We start from the raw sequence: 16,382 nt of genomic DNA on the forward strand, positions 1-16,382 counted from the left end.
GTGCAGTACTGCTTCACGATACTCGGCGCGGCGGTTCATGCACGCGCTGCTGGTCGCCTCGGTCAGCACGGCCCCACTGGCGTGCGGGGGCGAATCGTCCACCACGCCGTCGTCCGGCGCGATCAGCACGATCACGCTCTCGCCGCAAACACTCACCCTTGGCGTCGGCAGCAGCGTGGCGCTCGACGTGTCAGTGCGGGATGCCGACGGTCAACCCACGAACCCGCGCACGATCTTCTGGTCGAGCAGCGATGCAGCGATTGCGCGGGTCTCCGCCGCAGGATTGGTCACGGCGTTGGCACCGGGCTCGGTGCAGATTTCGGCCACGGTAGAGGGCAAAAGTGCCGTCGCCAATGTGGCGGTCGCTCCCACGTCGGTCGCCAGTGTTCAGCTGTCGAGCGTGGAGCTGCGCCTGACCACAGGCCAACGTGTGCAACTTACCGCCAGTGCACGCGACGCATCGGGCGCGCCCTTGAGTGGACGCGTGGTCACCTGGACCGTGAGTGACGCCAGTATCGCGGTGGTGGATAGCACCGGTGCCCTGACGGCGCTCGCGCCTGGAGGCACCACCGTGACGGCTGCGAGCGAAGGGCGGACAGCCACGGCAGCCGTTTTCGTGACGTCGGTTCCGGTCGCTACCGTTGTGCTCACGCCGTCCAGTACCTCGATCGTGGAAGGCCAAACCACGCAGTTGCGCGTGGAAACGCGCTCGTCGACAGGCGTCGTGCTGTCGGGACGCACGATTGCTTGGTCGTCGTCGAACGCGTCGGTGGCCAGTGTGTCATCGTCGGGTCTCGTAACGGGCGTCGCTACTGGAACGACGACCATTACCGCCTCGAGTGAAGGCCGATCGGGTTCGGCGTCAGTCACGATCACCGCGCGCCCGGTGAATGCGATTGTCGTGTCGCCGTCGCAGCTGTCGCTCATTGCGGGGCAGGCGGTAGCGCTGACGGTGCAGATTACCGACGCCCAGGGTAACCTGCTGAGCGGACGACCCGTGACCTATCGCTCCGACAGCGTCGGAGTTGCGTCGGTGTCGGCGAATGGTGCGGTGACCGCCGTCGCACCCGGGAGTGCCACGATTACGGTGACGAGCGAGGGGCGCAGTGCCACGGTGCGTGTTGTTGTGTCGGCCGTGCCTATCTCCAGCATTCGCGTGACACCTAGTCTGGCCACGTTGACAGTCGGCGACGACACGGCGTTGACCGCCGTGACACTGGACGGGTCGGGCGCCGCACTCTCTGGTCGGGTGATCGCGTGGAGCAGCGGATCACCGAGTGTGGCAACGGTCTCGACGTCGGGCCTCGTCACCGCCGTCGGCGTGGGCAGTGTGATCATCCTTGCCCAGGCAGAAGGTCGCACCGGCTCGGCAACGATCACCGTCAATGCACCGCCGATTGCTGTGGTCACGGTCGCACCCTCGACGGTATCCGTTGATGTGGGCGGCACCGTCGATCTCGCCGCAACGGTGAATGACGCCACGGGAGCCACCGTGTTTGGTCGTGTCGTACTGTGGAGTTCGAGCGTACCGTCGGTAGCGACCGTCTCGAGCACCGGGCGCGTGAGCGCCGTGGCCGCCGGCACGAGCACGGTCACCGCCACGGTCGATGGCAAGTCGGGCACGGCTCAGATCACGGTGACGCCCACGCCGATCGGGACAGTAACCGTGGCACCCGCCAGCCGTACGCTCGACGTCGGCGGTACCGTCGATCTCGTCGCTACCGTGCTCGATGTGAATGGCGTGGCGGTTTCGGGACGCACGGTCACCTGGAGTTCGAGTGCCATCGCGGTCGCCGCGGTATCGAGCACTGGGCGCGTCACTGCGCTAGTGCCGGGAACGGCCACCATCACCGCCACGGTTGATGGAAAGTCGGGCACGGCGCAAATCCTCGTCTCGACGCCTGCTGTGCAAACGGTTGGGCGAGTGACCGTAAGTCCGGCATCGGCCACGATCAAATCGACGGGACCGTCGGATCGTACGGTGCAGCTCAATGCTGTCGTGTACGCCGACAGTGCGAGCGGCGGCAGCGCACTGACGAATGCGATCGTTGTCTGGAGCAGCAATGCGCCGTTGATCGCGACGGTGAGTGTCACGGGGTTGGTCACCGCGATCTCCGAGGGCACCGCCATCATCAGTGCGACGAGCGGGACGAAGAGTGGCACCTCCACCATCACGGTGGTGAAGCGATGAGCGCTCCCCGGCTGCGACCGCTGCTGACGATACTCTTGATTGGTGGGGGCGTCGCGCAACCGGCTCGTGCGCAGCCGATCACGCTCTCGATCAAGCGCACGTTCGCGTCGGACGTGGTCGCCGGGTGCTTATCCACAGTCAGTGCCATCGCATCCCTACCGCGTGATGCGGCGGAAGCCCGACGCGTGTACGCGTCGGGTCAGGAGATGGCATTGCAGGGCGACCCGCGCGGGGCAGGCGTCGCTTTTGCGCGTGCGTCCGCGCTCGATCCCGCCGACGATCGCATCGCGTATGCCTTTGCGCGCGTGTTGGAGGAGGCCAACGACAGCTCGTCGGCGCTGCGTGAGTACTGTCGAGCGCTACGACTCTCGCCCGCCGGACGTGATCTGGCCGACGTCCGCGCGCGCATCACGCGACTCACACCGCCTGCATCATCCGACGCACTGCGCCGCGCGCGCGAGCGCTTTAGTGCGGGCGTCGTGGCGTTCGACGCCCGTCGATATGAGGAGGCGCGAGGGGCATTCGACGATGCGGCGCGCGCCCTGCCGCAGGAGCCTGAGGCACGATTCAATCGGGCCGTCGCCGAGAGTCAACTCGGTGATCGTTCAGCCGCGCGTCGCGAGTTCACCACCTACCTCGCGCTGCGCCCCGAGGCGACGGACAGGGCACTCGTACAGCGGTCGATCGACGCACTCGGCCGGCCGCAGTTTTCAGCCGGAACGGCATTCGCCAGCGGTCTCGTGCCGGGTGTGGGACAATTCTACACGCGCCGTCCGGCCAAGGGGCTCGCGGTGCTCGCGCTCGTGGGAGGAGCCGCCTACGCCGCCATGCACACGGTCAGTCGGAGCCTGACAGTGGCCTATGTCGATCCAAACGGGGTGCCTGCGCCGTACCTCGTGATCGTCGAGGAACGCCCCTACCGGTCCGCAGGCCTGGCGGCCGGGGCAGGGATCACGATCGCGGCGGCCCTCGAGTCCGCCTGGTTTGCGAAGCGGGGGCCTGTGCAGTTTCAGATCGCACCCGGCGGCAAGGGCGCCGGGCTCGCCTTACGATTCTAAGACGGCCCGTCTAGCAAGCATTCACTTGCACCTTACATCAGCTGCGTTGCCAGGGCTGACCGCGGCCGGTGAACGCTCAGCTGGAAGATTCTTGCTCCGCTTGCTCGCCGTCACGTAGCGCGGATGGGTTTGGTGTCCAATCCTTCACTGTCGGTTACGGAGTCGAATGCCAACCGTCACTAGGATGGCCGCGAATCGCTCGTTGCGAATTCCCGGCGACGCTCGGCACCGTGCTCTTCACAGTAGGGCTTGCTCCCTCGGCCGCTCGATCCCATGGCCTATCTTCGCTGCACCGCATGTGGTTCCAAGGCGTTGGTCGCTGCCTCGCAGTGTCCGCGCTGTGCTCACCCGTTCAACCTGCTGAGTTCACGCGGTGACCGGGTGAAGCTGTCGCGTTGTCGTGGCTGTGGAATCATGCATCGCTTCGACGCCACCTGTCATTGGTGCGGCGTGCTGCCCAAGGCGTCGTGGCAGTCACCCGCCGTGTGGCGATCGGCGGCGGCCGTCCTCCTCTCAATCACCGTCGCCGGCGCCGCGTGGCGGTATGGATCGCCGCTGCGCGTGGATTTGATGCAGCGACTGAATGCGGAATCGGTGACGGTCGGTCAGGTCGCGACCAGTGAGCGCGCGCCAGCCGCACCGCCGGGTGAAACGGACGCCCTGGTGTCTGCGGCCGCCAACGCGATGACGCTGGCGGACAGTCTCGCGACAGCGTCGGCGAGTTCGACGGACAGCATCACCTGGACGCCGGCGGTGGCGCGCACCTGGGTGAACGTGCGGAACGACGCGAGCCGTGGCGGCGAAGTGGTCGGTGTCATCAAGCCGGCGTCCCGCGCCATGCTGGGCACCGATCGCGCCGGCTGGAGACAGGTGCGTTCGCCCGATGTCAACGGGTGGGTCGATCCGCGTCTCTTCGCTCCGGATTCGCTGCAGACTCGCGGAGAATGATCGCGAACGCGTCCCGGCGTGCGTTCACGCTGATCGAAGTGTTGGTGGTGATCGTGGTGATCGCCGTCCTCGCCACCTTTGTGGCGCCGAGTCTCTTTCGCAATGTGAACGACGCTCGTGTGGCGACGGCCAAGGCGCAGATCGAAAGCTTTGGTACCGCGCTGGACGCGTATCGGCTCGACAGCGGCCGCTATCCTACCACCACGCAGGGGCTCGCCGCGTTGTGGCAGAAGCCGGTGATCGATCCGCCGAGTGGGTGGACCGAGCCGTATCTGCGGAAGCCGGTCCCCGATGATCCGTGGGGCCGTCCGTACCTGTACGTCGCGCCGGGCAAAGTGAATCCCGGCAGTTACGACCTCCTCACGTACGGCGCCGACGGTCAGCCCGGCGGTGAAGGCGACAAGGCCGACATCACCAGCTGGAAGTAATTGGTGGTCTGGCGCACACGCTTCGCGCCGGCACCGACCGGGTATCTTCACCTCGGCCACGTGGTCAACGCGCTTCACGTGTGGGGGCTCGCCCGGGCATTCGGTGGCGACGTGCTGCTGCGCATCGAAGATCACGATCGGACACGTTGCCGCGACGAATACGAAGCGGCGCTGCTCGATGATCTCGACTGGCTCGGCTTTGCGCCTGACATCGGCAGCACCGACAGCTTTCGCGCGTCGCGGCGAGGCCGAGCGCACGCGTCACCTCATGCTCAGCGTCAGTCGGATAACGACGCGCGCTACGCGGCGGCGCTGGCCACACTTTCTGAATGCGGACTCACCTATGTGTGCACGTGCACGCGGCGCGATGTCGCGCGCCACGCTGCGCGCGCGCCAGGTGAAGAGCCTCGTTATCCGGGCACGTGCCGCGATGCGCAGCATGCCGACGCGGAATCGCTGGCGCGTCGTGTACGCATCCCCGACAGCGAGGCGCTATTCGAGGATGGCCGTCTCGGTCTGATGCGGCAGTCGCCGGCCGAGCAGTGTGGTGACGTGTTGGTGCGTGATCGACACGGCCAGTGGACGTACCAGTTCGCCGTGGTCGTCGACGACATGGCCCATCGGATCGATGTGGTGATTCGTGGCGGAGATCTCCTCGCCAGCACGGGGCGTCAACTGCGGCTGGCGGCGCTGCTCGGGCGTGGGCGACCCCTGCGATGGTGGCACCATCCGCTGTTGGTGCACGCCGACGGACGTAAGCTCAGCAAAGCCAATCACGACACGTCAATTCGCGAGCGCCGCGCCGCTGGTGCACACGCGGCGGGATTGCTTGGAGAGGCCGCGTTCCTTTCGGGATTGCTGCCGGCAGCCCGAGATCTCTCGATCGATGAACTGCCGGCGTTGTTCCAATCGCGCGTGACTCCGTTCAGCGGGTCGTGAGCAGGCCGATCACGACGAGCAGGATCCACTGCGGACCCTTGTAACCGTCCGCGCGATCGTCGTACGACTCATCGAGCGAGTGCGCGCCGCGCCCTACGCCGCCGCCATCGAGCGTTACCGCTGCAATCCCCTTGGAAATCGGAATATTGGCATCGGTGCTCGAGATCGTGAGCGGTGCATAGACGTTCATGGTACGCGCCGCCGCCAGCGACGTCCGCACGATGAATGACGTGTCCGCCGTCGTTCCGGCCGGACGTAGGCCGGTCGTGTCGATCACCAGCGCCAAAGGCACTGTCGACTTCGGCCAGCGCGCCTTTTCCTCGGCCAACGCCTGCCGCAACGCCACCTGCAACCGGGCGTCGATGTCGGCCAGCGCTGCCGCCGACTCACTGCGCAGATCGATATCCATGACGCCTTCGGCGGAAATGGAATTCACCGAGGTGCCGCCGGACACGAGACCGACGTTGAACGTGACCTTTGGATTCGTCGACGCCTCGAGCTCGGCGATCTTCGCGATCGCACGGCCCATGGCGTGAATCGGATTCGGCATGCCGAACGCGCCGTAGCTATGGCCGCCTGGGCCCTTGTACGTCACGCGATAGCGATTGCTGCCAACCGCCCCGTTCGTGATGCCGAAGCCGGTGCCGTCGATCGAGATGAACATGTTGATCGAATCCTTCAGCGGTCCGCTGAACAGGGCTCGCACGCCGCGCAGGTTGCCCGGTCCCTCTTCGCCCATCGTGCCGACGACCAGAATGCGGCCGTTGAACGGGATCTTGTTGGCGACGATCTGTCGCGTCGTGGCGAGCACCGCGGCCAGTCCACGGCAGTCGTCGCCGATGCCGGGCGCCGTGAGCTTCGTGCCTTCGCGCTTCACCTTCACATTCGTGCCCTCGGGAAACACCGTGTCCAGGTGCCCGCTCAACACCAACGTCGGTCCCGGTCCGGTGCCCTTGATCTCACCGATCACGTTGCCTTCACGGTCGATGCGCAGCTTCTGCACGCCGAGCGCCGCGAGCTTGTCGCGGAACGCCGCGGCGCGCGCGGCCTCCTTGAACGGCGGCGCGGGAATCTCGCAGAGCGCGACCTGCTCGGTGAGCGTCCATTCGTTCTCGCTTTGCAGCGCGGCCATCGCCTTGGCCACGGCAGGCTGCTTGGCGAGTCGGTCGAGCGCGGCCTCGGTGGGCGTGGCCTTCGCGGCGACCTTGGGCTGCTGCGCGTGGCCGGTGGCTGGCGCTGCCAGCGCGAGAGTCAGAAACGACAGCAGCGCCGGGATCGTGGTGCCGGCGCCGCGAGGCAAAACGAGAGAGGACATGACGTCAGGAGCTGATCGTGATCGTGCCGGCGGTGGTGTTCGAGGCGACGGTGAATTCGAACAGACCGTTGGTTCGCTGGCCACCGGTCCACGCGCCGCTCACATTGAACGTGGCGCCATGGTTCGGGCAACGGAAGCCCGTCCCGCTGATCGCGACGGTGGTGCCTTGATGGGGGCAAATCAATGAGAACGCGCGGTACTGGGTCGTGGAGGCGCGAACCACCGCGATCGGGGTTCCGGCACCGCTGATCACCGCGATCCCGCCCACGATGCCAAGGGCCGCGTAATTCGCCAGCGTCACCGTTGTGCTCACGTTGGACGGCCCGGTGGGACTTCCGCCGATACCGTCGCCGCACGCGGTCAGGACGGCGGTAATGGCCAGCGCGGAACTCGTGGCCAGAAACTCCCGCCGGTTCACGCCGGCGCCGCGGCACTTCGTACAGTCGGACATGACGACTCCCTCAAGAGAAGAGATCTGGCCGATGTGGCTCAGACTTTGACTAGTGCAGCCGCCCACTTCGCCGGGTCGACGTCACTCTCGAACGCGACATCGGGATCGACGACGATCTGCGCGCCGTCGCGCGTGATCGGCAGGCGGTCCATGTTCCGCGTGGCGCGGCCACTGACGAACGTTCCGTTGGGCAGGTACTTCGACTTGTGACGTGGGCACTGAAAGCCAGCGTTCTTCGGCATTGTCTTCAGGGCAGTGTTCTGGTGCGGGCACGACAGCGCGAAGGCGAACACCTCGCCGTTGGAGCGGCACAGTATCACCTCGTTGGCGCTGTCGATCGAAACGCCATCGGCGGCCGGCAGGGCGTATCGCACGCTGCCGCCCGGCGCGCGCGGCGCGAGCGCGGCGATGGCGTTCACCGGCCCCACGGCGGAGAGGGCCGCGATCGAGGCCGCGCCGGTGAGGGCGGTGCGCAAGAAATCCCGGCGCCCCGAACACCCGGAGCAGGACGAGTGGGAGTCAGTCATACGACGGTATTCCGTAGCGAAAAAGACGAGGGAGAAGCATCAGAGAAGCATCAGATTTCGGAGAGCACGACGCCAAGGAGTACGACCGAGAACCACGCGATGAGGCTGATGGTCGCCGATCGTTTCAGCACGGCCCATGGAAGGTGCGGACTCGGCCACTGCGTCGTCTTGTCGATCATCACGCCGGCGTCGGTCGCGGCGGTCAGCACCCGCGACTCAGTCCGCCGCATATAGGCACCGTTCGCGATCAACACCGTGAACATCGCCATCTTGCTCCAGAACACTTTCGACACGGCGAAGGTCCCGATGTCCGACGTCGCAAGCGCGATGCCGCTCGCCACCATCACCACGATCGAACCGATCACGATGGCATGCGTGGTCCGCAGATCCGCCGCCGCGGCCTGATACGCTTCTCGCGTACCCGGAGTGGCGAGCAGCACGCGGCGATCGGCCGCGATCGCGATGCCGCCGCCGGCAAACAGCGCCAGCACGTGCACGGCGAGGATCGTGGTGGGGATCCACGCGCTGTCGGCATAGAGCTCCGACCACGGGAGCAGCAGGGACGTGAGGGTTTCGAGCATCAGAGTATCGTTGGCAGAGAAGGGGTCAGTTGCCGATCAGCATAAGCAGCCAACTCACTGTCGAAACCCCCATCGAACCGAGCGCCACGTTCCGGTGCTTACGGCGCGCGTTCAGGTCTTCCTCGGCATCGTCCGCGAGCTTGGTGCCGGCATAGGCAAAGCCGCCGCTGGCAGCGGTGAAGAGCACACTATGGATGATCCGGCGGGTGCGCCCATTGGGATCCTTTCGGCCTTCCCAGAGGTTCCACCCTCCGGTCACGGTGTTTGCGCCGAACAGGATGGCGCTTCCCGTGGCCGCCGGCCCGTGCAGGTTGCGAGCCCATGACGGGGCGTCGGTGCCCTTCTCGAGCAGTTGGTCGCCGGAGAAGTACGACGCCGCGAACAACGGAATCATTCCCCAGCTAAGAATCTTGTGGATCCGCAGCCGGGTGGCGTACGCGTCGCTGTAGACGACGGCCTTCCGGCGAACCCGTGGCACGGTATCCGCAGAGGCCATCGTCAACCCCACGGGCTGCGCCACCGTGGCCGCATGCGGCTGGCGCAGGGAGTCCAACGGAAACGGTACAGCAAGCGGCCCGGGCGTCACGGCGGCCTGCCATGCCATGAGAAAGCCAACCGCAACGTCGGTGATCGGGATCATGCAGGCGCTCCATTTGGATGACAGGATGAACTCGTAGAGCGAATCTATCCCGGCGTGATGAACGGTCGATGAACGGTGAACACCCGGGAGATCACCTTCCCCATTGCCCGCGAGTCGAATCCGTGCCGTCGCGCACTGAACGATCCGGAGGGACGGGCCGCGAGGCAGCCAAAGCGCCTCGAATTACATTCTCTAGACGCATGCGCCGCCTTAAAGTATTCCCGATCTCTTTGCGTTCCTTCGCTATTCTCGCTTTCGCCGCAGCCGTTTGGCCGCTGCGGGCGAGCGCGCAGCGCATGTCCCGATGCGACGACGCACAGCGCGTACGCTCCGTGAAGTTTGCGGGCAGCCCGCGGTTTGATGCGATCACGCTCGCAGCCAGCATTGTCACACACGAGCCAGGACTCAAGACGCGCTGGTTTCGCATCGGCACCGCGCCGTGCCTCGACTCGCTCGAGCTCCGGCGCGATGCCCTGCGACTGGCGGTGATGCACCGGCAGGTCGGCTGGTTTCAGGCGTCGGTTATCCCGACCATCGATCGTCGGCCGGACGGCGTGCGGCTGCTCTTTGCGATCAATCCGGGCCCCGAGGCAGTTCTCGACACCGTGCTGATCCAGGGGCTGCCCGAGGCCGCCGCTGGCAGGCGTGGTTTCGACGCGCCGCTACGCGCGCTCGAGAACAAGCGCTTCGACCGGACGCGCGTGGACACCACGATCGATCGGGTGGTGTCGCGCTTGCGCGACGCCGGGTACGCGCGAGCCGCCAGACCGCAGAGCAACGTCTCCATTGATTCCACCGCTGCCCTAGCCACACTCACCCTGACCTTTGTCCCCGGCCGCGTGGTATCGATCGGCACCGTGCAGATCGAAGTGCAGCCGCTCCGCGAGGGCAGTCCGCGCATCGACTCGGCCGATGTCGCACGACTGGTCGCAATTCGCCCGGGCGACCGTTTCCGGGCCAGCGCGATACTCGATGCGCAGCGCGATCTCTATCGGTCGGAAGCGTTCCGCTTGGTGCTGATCGATACGTTGACGCCACTCGCCGGCACCCGCGACAGCGTGCTCGACCTGCGCGTCGCCGTGGCCGAAGCCCGGACCCGAGCCGCCCGCGTCGGACTCGGTTGGGCCACGCAGGACTGCATCCGCATGCAAGGGCGCGTCACCGACCGTGGCTTCCTTGGCGTCGGCCGACGGGTGGAACTCTCGGCGCGCGCCTCCAAGATCGGCGTGGGTACGCCGGCCGATTTCGCGCCCGCGCTCTGTTCCGGCGCGCTGCGTCAAGATCCGTTCAGTGAAAAGCTGAACTACTACGTGGGTTCCACGCTTTCCAACACGCGCCTCTTCGGCTGGCCCGTGCAGCCGGTGCTCACCGTGTACAGTGAGCGCCGTGGCGAGCCGTTCGCGTATCTGCGCGAGACGAGCGTCGGTGCGCTCGTCGAAGTCGCTCGGCAGTTCACCACACGGACCGCCGGTACCGCCGGCTTTCAATACGAGAACGGCAAGACGATCACCGATCCCGCCGTCTCGTGTGCCCGATTCGGGCAATGCCGCCCGGAAGACTTCGCCCTCTCGCTGTTCGGACGCAGCGTCGGCATTGTCAGCACGAGTGCGTCTCATGACCGGACCAACGACCCGGTGAATCCATCGCGCGGATGGCGCGTGCGGGGTGATGTGCGCGCTGGTGAAACGTTCTCGCAGCTCGTCAAATCGCTCACGTTCTATCGCGGAACGGGCGAAGCTGCCACGTACTTCCGCTTCGCCGGCGGCGTGATCGGCACGCGGATCCAGATGTCGCGCGCCTTCGCGCCCGGCGCTGAACTGGTCGACGGCTCACCGCTCATTCCGCAGCAGGAGCGCATCTTCGCGGGCGGACAGAGTTCGGTGCGGGGCTACCAGCAGAATCTGCTCGGTCCGCTGGTGTACGTGGTCTCGGGGGCGAATGTCATCGACACGGTCGGCGCCAATGGTGAGCGGGTGGTCGTGGTGAAAGATGGCGCCCGATATGATCGCGCTGTGCCCCGCGGTGGCACGGCGATGGTCGTCGCGAATCTCGAGTGGCGCCGCGGCTTCCGCTTCATTGCCGAGCAGCTGCAGTTTGCCGCCTTCGTCGATGCTGGCAATGTCTGGGAGACGCAGTCCGAGGGTTTTCGTTGGGGTAACCTGCGCGCCACGCCCGGTCTCGGTCTTCGCGTCGTGACGCCGCTGGGCCCCTTCCGCGTGGACGTCGGCTATCAGCCGTACGAACCACGCGAGGGGCGAGCGCTGTTCTTCACCTCTGGCGACAACAAGGGGACGACCGGCGAGATCCTGTGTGCGAGCCCGCGCGATATCAGCGATCCCCGCGCGATCGATATCTTCGACTGTCCGAGTACGTACCGTCCGCCCACCGGCCGCGGCGTGCTGTCGCGCCTCACGTTCCACTTCGGCCTCGGACAGGCGTTCTGATGGCGGCGTCAGACGCTAACGGCGCGACCGAAACGGTGCCCGCCATGTCATCGCGCCAGCGGCGCTTCTGGTGGGCGGCCGCCATACTGCTCGGTGCGATGGGCGGCTTGGGGATCACTTACTACGTCGCGGTGAATACCGAGAGCGGTCGTCGGTGGCTGCTCAGCACCATGATCTCCAGCGTCAATGGATTGTTCGGCGGACGCGGTACGCTCCGCGTGGGCATCCTGCGCTCGATCAGTCCCACGCATATCGTGGCCGACAACGTGTCGCTGGTCGATACCGCCGGTGTGCCCGTGGTGTCGGCGCAGCATCTGGAAGGCACGATCGCGATCACCGATCTGCTCGACAAGGCGATTCACATTCAGAGCCTAGCGGTTCGCGGACTCCGTCTCGATCTCAAGCGGGACGAGAAAGGGCCGTGGAACATCGCGTACATCATTTCGGGTGACACCGTCAAGAAGACGCCGCGTGCCACGCCCGGCTTTGGCGATGACATTCGCGTGGACTCGTTGATGGTCGACGGCGGACGTATTGCGACCATCTCGCCATGGGCTCCGCATCCCGTCTTCATGGGTGCGGCCCGCGACAGCGTGATCGCCGTCAAGGACAGCCTGCACGATATCGTGCGCACGACCAACGGTACGTACTTCGAGCGTCGGCTCGTGGTGCTGGAACGGGTACGCGCCCGCGACGCGATCATTGTCGATGTCGAGAAGCGACCAGCGTCGATGCAGATCGATACCCTGAGCGGCGTCATCTCCGATCCACCGATTCGTATCGCGCAGGCTGCCGGCGCCCTCCGTTGGACGGGCGACTCGCTGCAGTTCAACCTCGGCGATGTGCGCCTGCCGGCATCGACCGGTACCGCCGTTGGCACCATCGATTGGCACAACCCCGGTCCGCTGCGCTACGACGTGGTCATCAAAACCAACGCCGGTCTCACCGACCTCCAGTGGATCTGGGACGTCCTGCCCTCAGACGGACGAGGATCCGCGACGGTGCGCATGCGCACGCTGGCGAATCCCGATGACGTCGAGTTTGCGTTGTCCGCGCTGGATGTGAAGAGCGGCGCGTCGCGCATCACTGGCGGCATCGACATCGTGCTGAAACCGGCGCAAATGCTCCTGCAGCGGGTCGACCTCGCATTTGTGCCGCTGCAGAGCGACCTGCTGCGTCGCATCAGCTACGACGCGCTGCCCCCGGAGATTCGCGGCACGTTCACGGGAACGCTTTTGGCACGCGATGGTGGGCCGCTCACGGCCTTCAAGATGGATCGGCTCGACGCGCGCTTTGCCGACGCGCTCGTGCCGGGCGGCGCCGTCTCCAGCGCGATCCTCCGCGGCACGGTCGCGATCGGGGAACGCCCGCGCGCCTGGGGAATGACACTCGATGACGCACGGGTGGATTTGCGGTCGATTCGTGCGCTGTCGCCGGCGCTCATTCCCGAGATGCCGGCCATCGATGGCATCCTCACCGCGCGTGGCGTGATCCGCTCGGCCGACCTCGACGCGGTCGATCTCACCAACATCGGGCTCACGTGGACCGACGCGGTGGGCAACGTGTCGACCATCCGCGGCGAGCTTCGTGCGCAATACGCCGGCGCGAATGCGAACGCGCCATTGGTGCATGCCGTATTGCAGCTCGATCCGCTGTCGATGCGTGCGCTGGCGCGGATTGACACCACACTACCCCTTCGCGGCGCGATCTCCGGGCGGGTCACGCTCGACGGCCGCACCGACGCGATGCGCTGGACGGCGGCCCTTCGCGCATCCGACGGTAGCGGCGCGGTGGCCGCAAAGAGCGCGAATGCGGACGGTAGTGCGGTCACCATGCAAGGCACGGCGGCGCTCACGCCGTCCACCTGGCAGCTCACTGCCAACGGTGCGCTCAATCAGTTCGATCTGCGCGCCTGGATGGGGCGGGCTGCCGTGCCGTCCACCGCCATCGACGGGACGGTCTCACTGTCGGCGCAAGGGCCGCGCACGGCGGCCGGTGCGCCCGCCACCGACAGCGTGAGTCGCTCACGGATTTCGGGCAGCGTGGTGGCCGACTGGAAGCAGACGGCGGCCGATGATCGCCCCGCGTTCGATCTGCTCGGTAGCGTATCGCTCGGGGCCGAGCGATTGAAGGTCGATTCCGCCACGGCCCACATCGGTGGCGTGACGTTCGACGCGCGCGGCGCGTTGGCGCGCGATTCGATGCAGGTGGATACGCTCACGCTGTCGGCGCGCGCCGACTCCCTGGGCGCCGTTCGCGCGCAGCTGGGTCGGCTTGCCGCCATGATGCAATCGGTTGATAGCAGCACCGCCACGTCGCTGCGCAATCTCGCGGCCGATACGCTCGAAGGCGACCTCTCGCTCTCCGGCTACCTCTTCGGAAGCTTGACGGATGCCGGTGCCACCGCCGCCATCGGCGCGCGCGCCATGCAGGTCGGCGCGATCCGCGTCGGACGTGTGTTCGGCTCGGCCAAGGCCGATCACGTTTTCACACGTCCCGCATTCGAGGGCGCCGCCACCGCCGACGACATCGACGGCCTCGGCGCAATCCGTTTGCAGACCGTCGGATTTCGCGTCGAGCAGGCGAACGCGGACAGCGGCTTGCTGGTCCTCGATGTCAGCTCGCAGACCGAGGCTCATCTCCTGGCCCGCGGGGTGTACACGCGATCGCCGTCGCAAGTCGCCGTCGCCCTCGATTCGCTGCGTCTGTCGTATGCTGATGTCGTGTGGCGCACCGCGAAGCCGATTACGTTCAAGCAGGACTCGTCCGGTTTTTACCTCTTCCCGCTCGAGCTACGCTCGAACTCGACCGGTGTGCTCACCGCCGCCGCGGATGTGCCGAAGAACAGCAATATCTCCGGCTCGGTCCGACTCGAGCAGTTCCCGGTGGGTGAGATTGCGGCGCTTCTCGCGGGCACGCCTACGTTCGCGGGGACACTGAGCGGGACGGCGGAGCTCACCGGCACGCGACCAATGCCGTTGCTGTCGTGGACGCTGCGCGGCGACTCGCTCGGGATCCAGGGTTTCCGCCTCCCCTCGATCAATTCCACTGGACGCTACGCCGACCGCTCGCTCCTCGCCTCGGCGGTCCTCACGGATTCGCTCGGCGGAGCGCTGCGGGCCGAAGCGCGCGTGCCCATCGATCTCGCCATCGCGTCGGTCGAGAAGCGTCTCCTGTCGGATCAGGTCGATGCCAAGATCACGGCCGACTCGCTGCGACTCGATGGACTCCCGCTTTCTATCGACGGCGTGCAACGGTTGCGAGGGCGGGTGTCAGGGCAGCTCGCGCTGAGCGGCAACATGGACCGACCGGTCGCGCGCGGCGCCATGACGGCCGATGGCGTTGGTGCATTCTTCCGTGATCTCAACATCGAGCCTACCGACGGCCGCGTCGTGCTGCGCGCCGCCGAAGACTCGCTCATTCTTGAAACGCTGCGTATCCGCAGCGGCGGCGCGCTCGATACCATCGGTGCGTCGGGCACGTTGCGCTTTCACGCCGGCGAACCGTCGACCGTGGCGCTCAAGGTCTCGGCCAACAACGCCGTGCTCTCCCGGCAGCGTGATGGAACGGATCTCGACCTCAGTGGCAACCTGACGTTGGTCGGACCGCTCAAACGGCCGACGCTCAGTGGCGCCATCTTCGTGCCGCGCGCAAATCTCGTGTTCGATCCCCTAGGCGCCCGCAACGCGCTCGATCTCTCCTCCGAAGCTGCCCGTGAATTGCTCGGCGCCGAGGAAGTACCCGTCGCCGAAACGGCAGCGCAGTCGCTCGCCGCGCTCGGCTCCTTCCTGAATGTCGAGAACGCCCGCGTTGATCTTGGCAACGAAGTGTGGGTGCAGACGCCGGAGTCGCGGGTGAAAGTCTCCGGTGGTCTGTCGATCGCCATGAGTGGTGATCGCCTCGCGCTTGAAGGCGAGCTCAATGCGAACCGTGGCCAGTACCGCCTTGATCTCGGTGTGGTGAGTCGCAGTTTCACGGTGGACTCGGGACGTGTTCGCTTTTTCGGTAGCAGTGCGATCGCACCGACGCTCGACATCAGCGCGACGAATACCGTCCGTGTCTCTGGAGGCAGTGCGATCCCGGTGCGTGTCCACATTGGTGGCACGTATGACGTACCGGTGCTCACGCTCTCCAGCTCCGATCCGCTCTACGCCAGCGCGCCGGAATCGGAAATCATCTCGTTGCTGATCTTCGGGGCGCCGACGTTCGCGCTCGATGGTGCGGGGCAGAGCACCGTGCGTGCGGTGACCGGCGTGTTGCTGCCGTCGGTCGGCGGCGCCGTCGAAGGCGCGCTGCAACGATTCTTCCCTGGCATCAACACGATCCAGGTGACCACCGCTGGCGGTCAGTCGCAGCAGGATCTTTCGGCGCTGTCGCTATTCGACAATCTCAGCATCAGCGCCGGCAAGCAGATCGGTGAGCGCACGTTCCTGCGCGCAAACACGGGGGTCTGCCGTGGCGGGGCTGCCTCTACACGTTCCTCGCTCTGGATTGGGCTCTCGGCCGAGTATCGCATCACTCGCAATCTCTCCGGGCAGGTAGGTATGGATCCTGGCTCCGCCCCCTGCACCCAGCTCGGAACGAACGGCTTCCCCCGCCTGCAGTTCGGCTTCGACCTATTCCGGGAATGGATCTTCTAGGTCTCGCATTTTACGGTAGAGCTCGCATTGTGGGATATCTGTGTGGTAGCTCCGCCGCGCCGAGCACCGGCGGTGCTCGTACTGAGGGGTGATTGGAAAACGGAAAGCGTTGTGCGGCAATAGATTGCAATAGTATAGCTCGCCAAATGTGGTGAGTGACGCAGGACACAATTGTGGCATCATGGTTGCCTATTCATGAGGATGTCCAACTTCGAGTCCT

The 16,382-nt window shown here is 66.0% G+C and carries 12 protein-coding genes; 7 read left to right on the forward strand and 5 right to left on the reverse strand.

Features of this window, described 5'->3' with window-relative positions:
• Nucleotides 1-37: 37 nt before the first annotated feature.
• The 5 genes from RMP10_RS09135 to RMP10_RS09155 all read left to right on the forward strand — a co-directional run bounded on the left by RMP10_RS09135 (nt 38) and on the right by RMP10_RS09155 (nt 5,564).
• Nucleotides 38-2,191 carry an Ig-like domain-containing protein gene (locus tag RMP10_RS09135; RefSeq protein ID WP_310570026.1) on the forward strand — a complete coding sequence of 718 codons (2,154 nt, stop codon included), beginning with the start codon at nt 38-40 and terminating at the stop codon, nt 2,189-2,191.
• The gene (locus RMP10_RS09140; protein ID WP_310570027.1) at nt 2,188-3,249 is read left to right on the forward strand and encodes a tetratricopeptide repeat protein; all 1,062 of its coding nucleotides are present in this window, start codon (nt 2,188-2,190) and stop codon (nt 3,247-3,249) included. The genes RMP10_RS09135 and RMP10_RS09140 overlap by 4 nt, the downstream gene beginning before the upstream one ends.
• 414 nt (nt 3,250-3,663) lie before the next feature.
• Nucleotides 3,664-4,197 carry a hypothetical protein gene (locus tag RMP10_RS09145; protein ID WP_310570028.1) on the forward strand — a complete coding sequence of 178 codons (534 nt, stop codon included), beginning with the start codon at nt 3,664-3,666 and terminating at the stop codon, nt 4,195-4,197.
• Nucleotides 4,194-4,625: a type II secretion system major pseudopilin GspG gene (gene gspG, locus RMP10_RS09150; protein WP_310570029.1), complete on the forward strand. Its 432-nt coding sequence runs from the start codon at nt 4,194-4,196 to the stop codon at nt 4,623-4,625. The genes RMP10_RS09145 and gspG overlap by 4 nt, the downstream gene beginning before the upstream one ends.
• Nucleotides 4,626-4,628: 3 nt before the next feature.
• Complete coding sequence (locus RMP10_RS09155; RefSeq protein WP_310570030.1) at nt 4,629-5,564, forward strand: glutamate--tRNA ligase family protein; 936 nt, start codon at nt 4,629-4,631, stop codon at nt 5,562-5,564.
• On the opposite strand, the gene RMP10_RS09160 is transcribed toward RMP10_RS09155, so the two are convergent.
• From RMP10_RS09160 to RMP10_RS09180, 5 genes are all read right to left on the reverse strand, one after another.
• A complete protein-coding gene (locus RMP10_RS09160) occupies nt 5,551-6,879 on the reverse strand; it encodes a M20/M25/M40 family metallo-hydrolase (protein WP_310570031.1) in 1,329 nt (442 codons plus the stop codon). The two genes, RMP10_RS09155 and RMP10_RS09160, sit on opposite strands and share 14 nt — an antisense overlap.
• Before the next feature lie 4 nt (nt 6,880-6,883).
• Complete coding sequence (locus tag RMP10_RS09165; protein WP_310570032.1) at nt 6,884-7,330, reverse strand: Rieske (2Fe-2S) protein; 447 nt, start codon at nt 7,328-7,330, stop codon at nt 6,884-6,886.
• A 38-nt stretch (nt 7,331-7,368) separates the two neighbouring features.
• Nucleotides 7,369-7,806 carry a Rieske (2Fe-2S) protein gene (locus RMP10_RS09170; protein ID WP_310570033.1) on the reverse strand — a complete coding sequence of 146 codons (438 nt, stop codon included), beginning with the start codon at nt 7,804-7,806 and terminating at the stop codon, nt 7,369-7,371.
• A gap of 101 nt (nt 7,807-7,907) precedes the next feature.
• Entirely contained in the window at nt 7,908-8,438 is a 531-nt protein-coding gene (locus tag RMP10_RS09175) for a hypothetical protein (RefSeq protein ID WP_310570034.1), read from the reverse strand.
• Between the two features lie 25 nt (nt 8,439-8,463).
• Nucleotides 8,464-9,078, reverse strand: a complete 615-nt coding sequence (locus RMP10_RS09180) for a hypothetical protein (protein ID WP_310570035.1) — start codon at nt 9,076-9,078, stop codon at nt 8,464-8,466.
• Between the two features lie 296 nt (nt 9,079-9,374).
• On the opposite strand from RMP10_RS09180, the gene RMP10_RS09185 reads away from it, so the two are divergent.
• The gene (locus RMP10_RS09185; protein ID WP_310570036.1) at nt 9,375-11,522 is read left to right on the forward strand and encodes a BamA/TamA family outer membrane protein; all 2,148 of its coding nucleotides are present in this window, start codon (nt 9,375-9,377) and stop codon (nt 11,520-11,522) included.
• Nucleotides 11,522-16,162 carry a translocation/assembly module TamB domain-containing protein gene (locus tag RMP10_RS09190; protein ID WP_310570037.1) on the forward strand — a complete coding sequence of 1,547 codons (4,641 nt, stop codon included), beginning with the start codon at nt 11,522-11,524 and terminating at the stop codon, nt 16,160-16,162. Before RMP10_RS09185 ends, RMP10_RS09190 begins: the two co-directional genes overlap by 1 nt.
• The last annotated feature ends 220 nt before the right edge of the window (nt 16,163-16,382 follow it).

It is taken from the genome of Gemmatimonas sp. (assembly GCF_031426495.1).
Taxonomy (GTDB): Bacteria; Gemmatimonadota; Gemmatimonadetes; order Gemmatimonadales; family Gemmatimonadaceae; genus Gemmatimonas.

What these genes read in the sequence shown, in the direction of transcription:
- RMP10_RS09135 (WP_310570026.1), top strand. Translation starts at nt 38, where the DNA reads ATGCACGCGCTGCTGGTCGCCTCGGTCAGCACGGCCCCACTGGCGTGC.
- RMP10_RS09140 (WP_310570027.1), top strand. Translation starts at nt 2,188, where the DNA reads ATGAGCGCTCCCCGGCTGCGACCGCTGCTGACGATACTCTTGATTGGT.
- RMP10_RS09145 (WP_310570028.1), top strand. Translation starts at nt 3,664, where the DNA reads ATGCATCGCTTCGACGCCACCTGTCATTGGTGCGGCGTGCTGCCCAAG.
- gspG (WP_310570029.1), top strand. Translation starts at nt 4,194, where the DNA reads ATGATCGCGAACGCGTCCCGGCGTGCGTTCACGCTGATCGAAGTGTTG.
- RMP10_RS09160 (WP_310570031.1), bottom strand. Translation starts at nt 6,879, where the DNA reads ATGTCCTCTCTCGTTTTGCCTCGCGGCGCCGGCACCACGATCCCGGCG.
- RMP10_RS09165 (WP_310570032.1), bottom strand. Translation starts at nt 7,330, where the DNA reads ATGTCCGACTGTACGAAGTGCCGCGGCGCCGGCGTGAACCGGCGGGAG.
- RMP10_RS09175 (WP_310570034.1), bottom strand. Translation starts at nt 8,438, where the DNA reads ATGCTCGAAACCCTCACGTCCCTGCTGCTCCCGTGGTCGGAGCTCTAT.
- RMP10_RS09180 (WP_310570035.1), bottom strand. Translation starts at nt 9,078, where the DNA reads ATGATCCCGATCACCGACGTTGCGGTTGGCTTTCTCATGGCATGGCAG.
- RMP10_RS09185 (WP_310570036.1), top strand. Translation starts at nt 9,375, where the DNA reads ATGTCCCGATGCGACGACGCACAGCGCGTACGCTCCGTGAAGTTTGCG.
- RMP10_RS09190 (WP_310570037.1), top strand. Translation starts at nt 11,522, where the DNA reads ATGGCGGCGTCAGACGCTAACGGCGCGACCGAAACGGTGCCCGCCATG.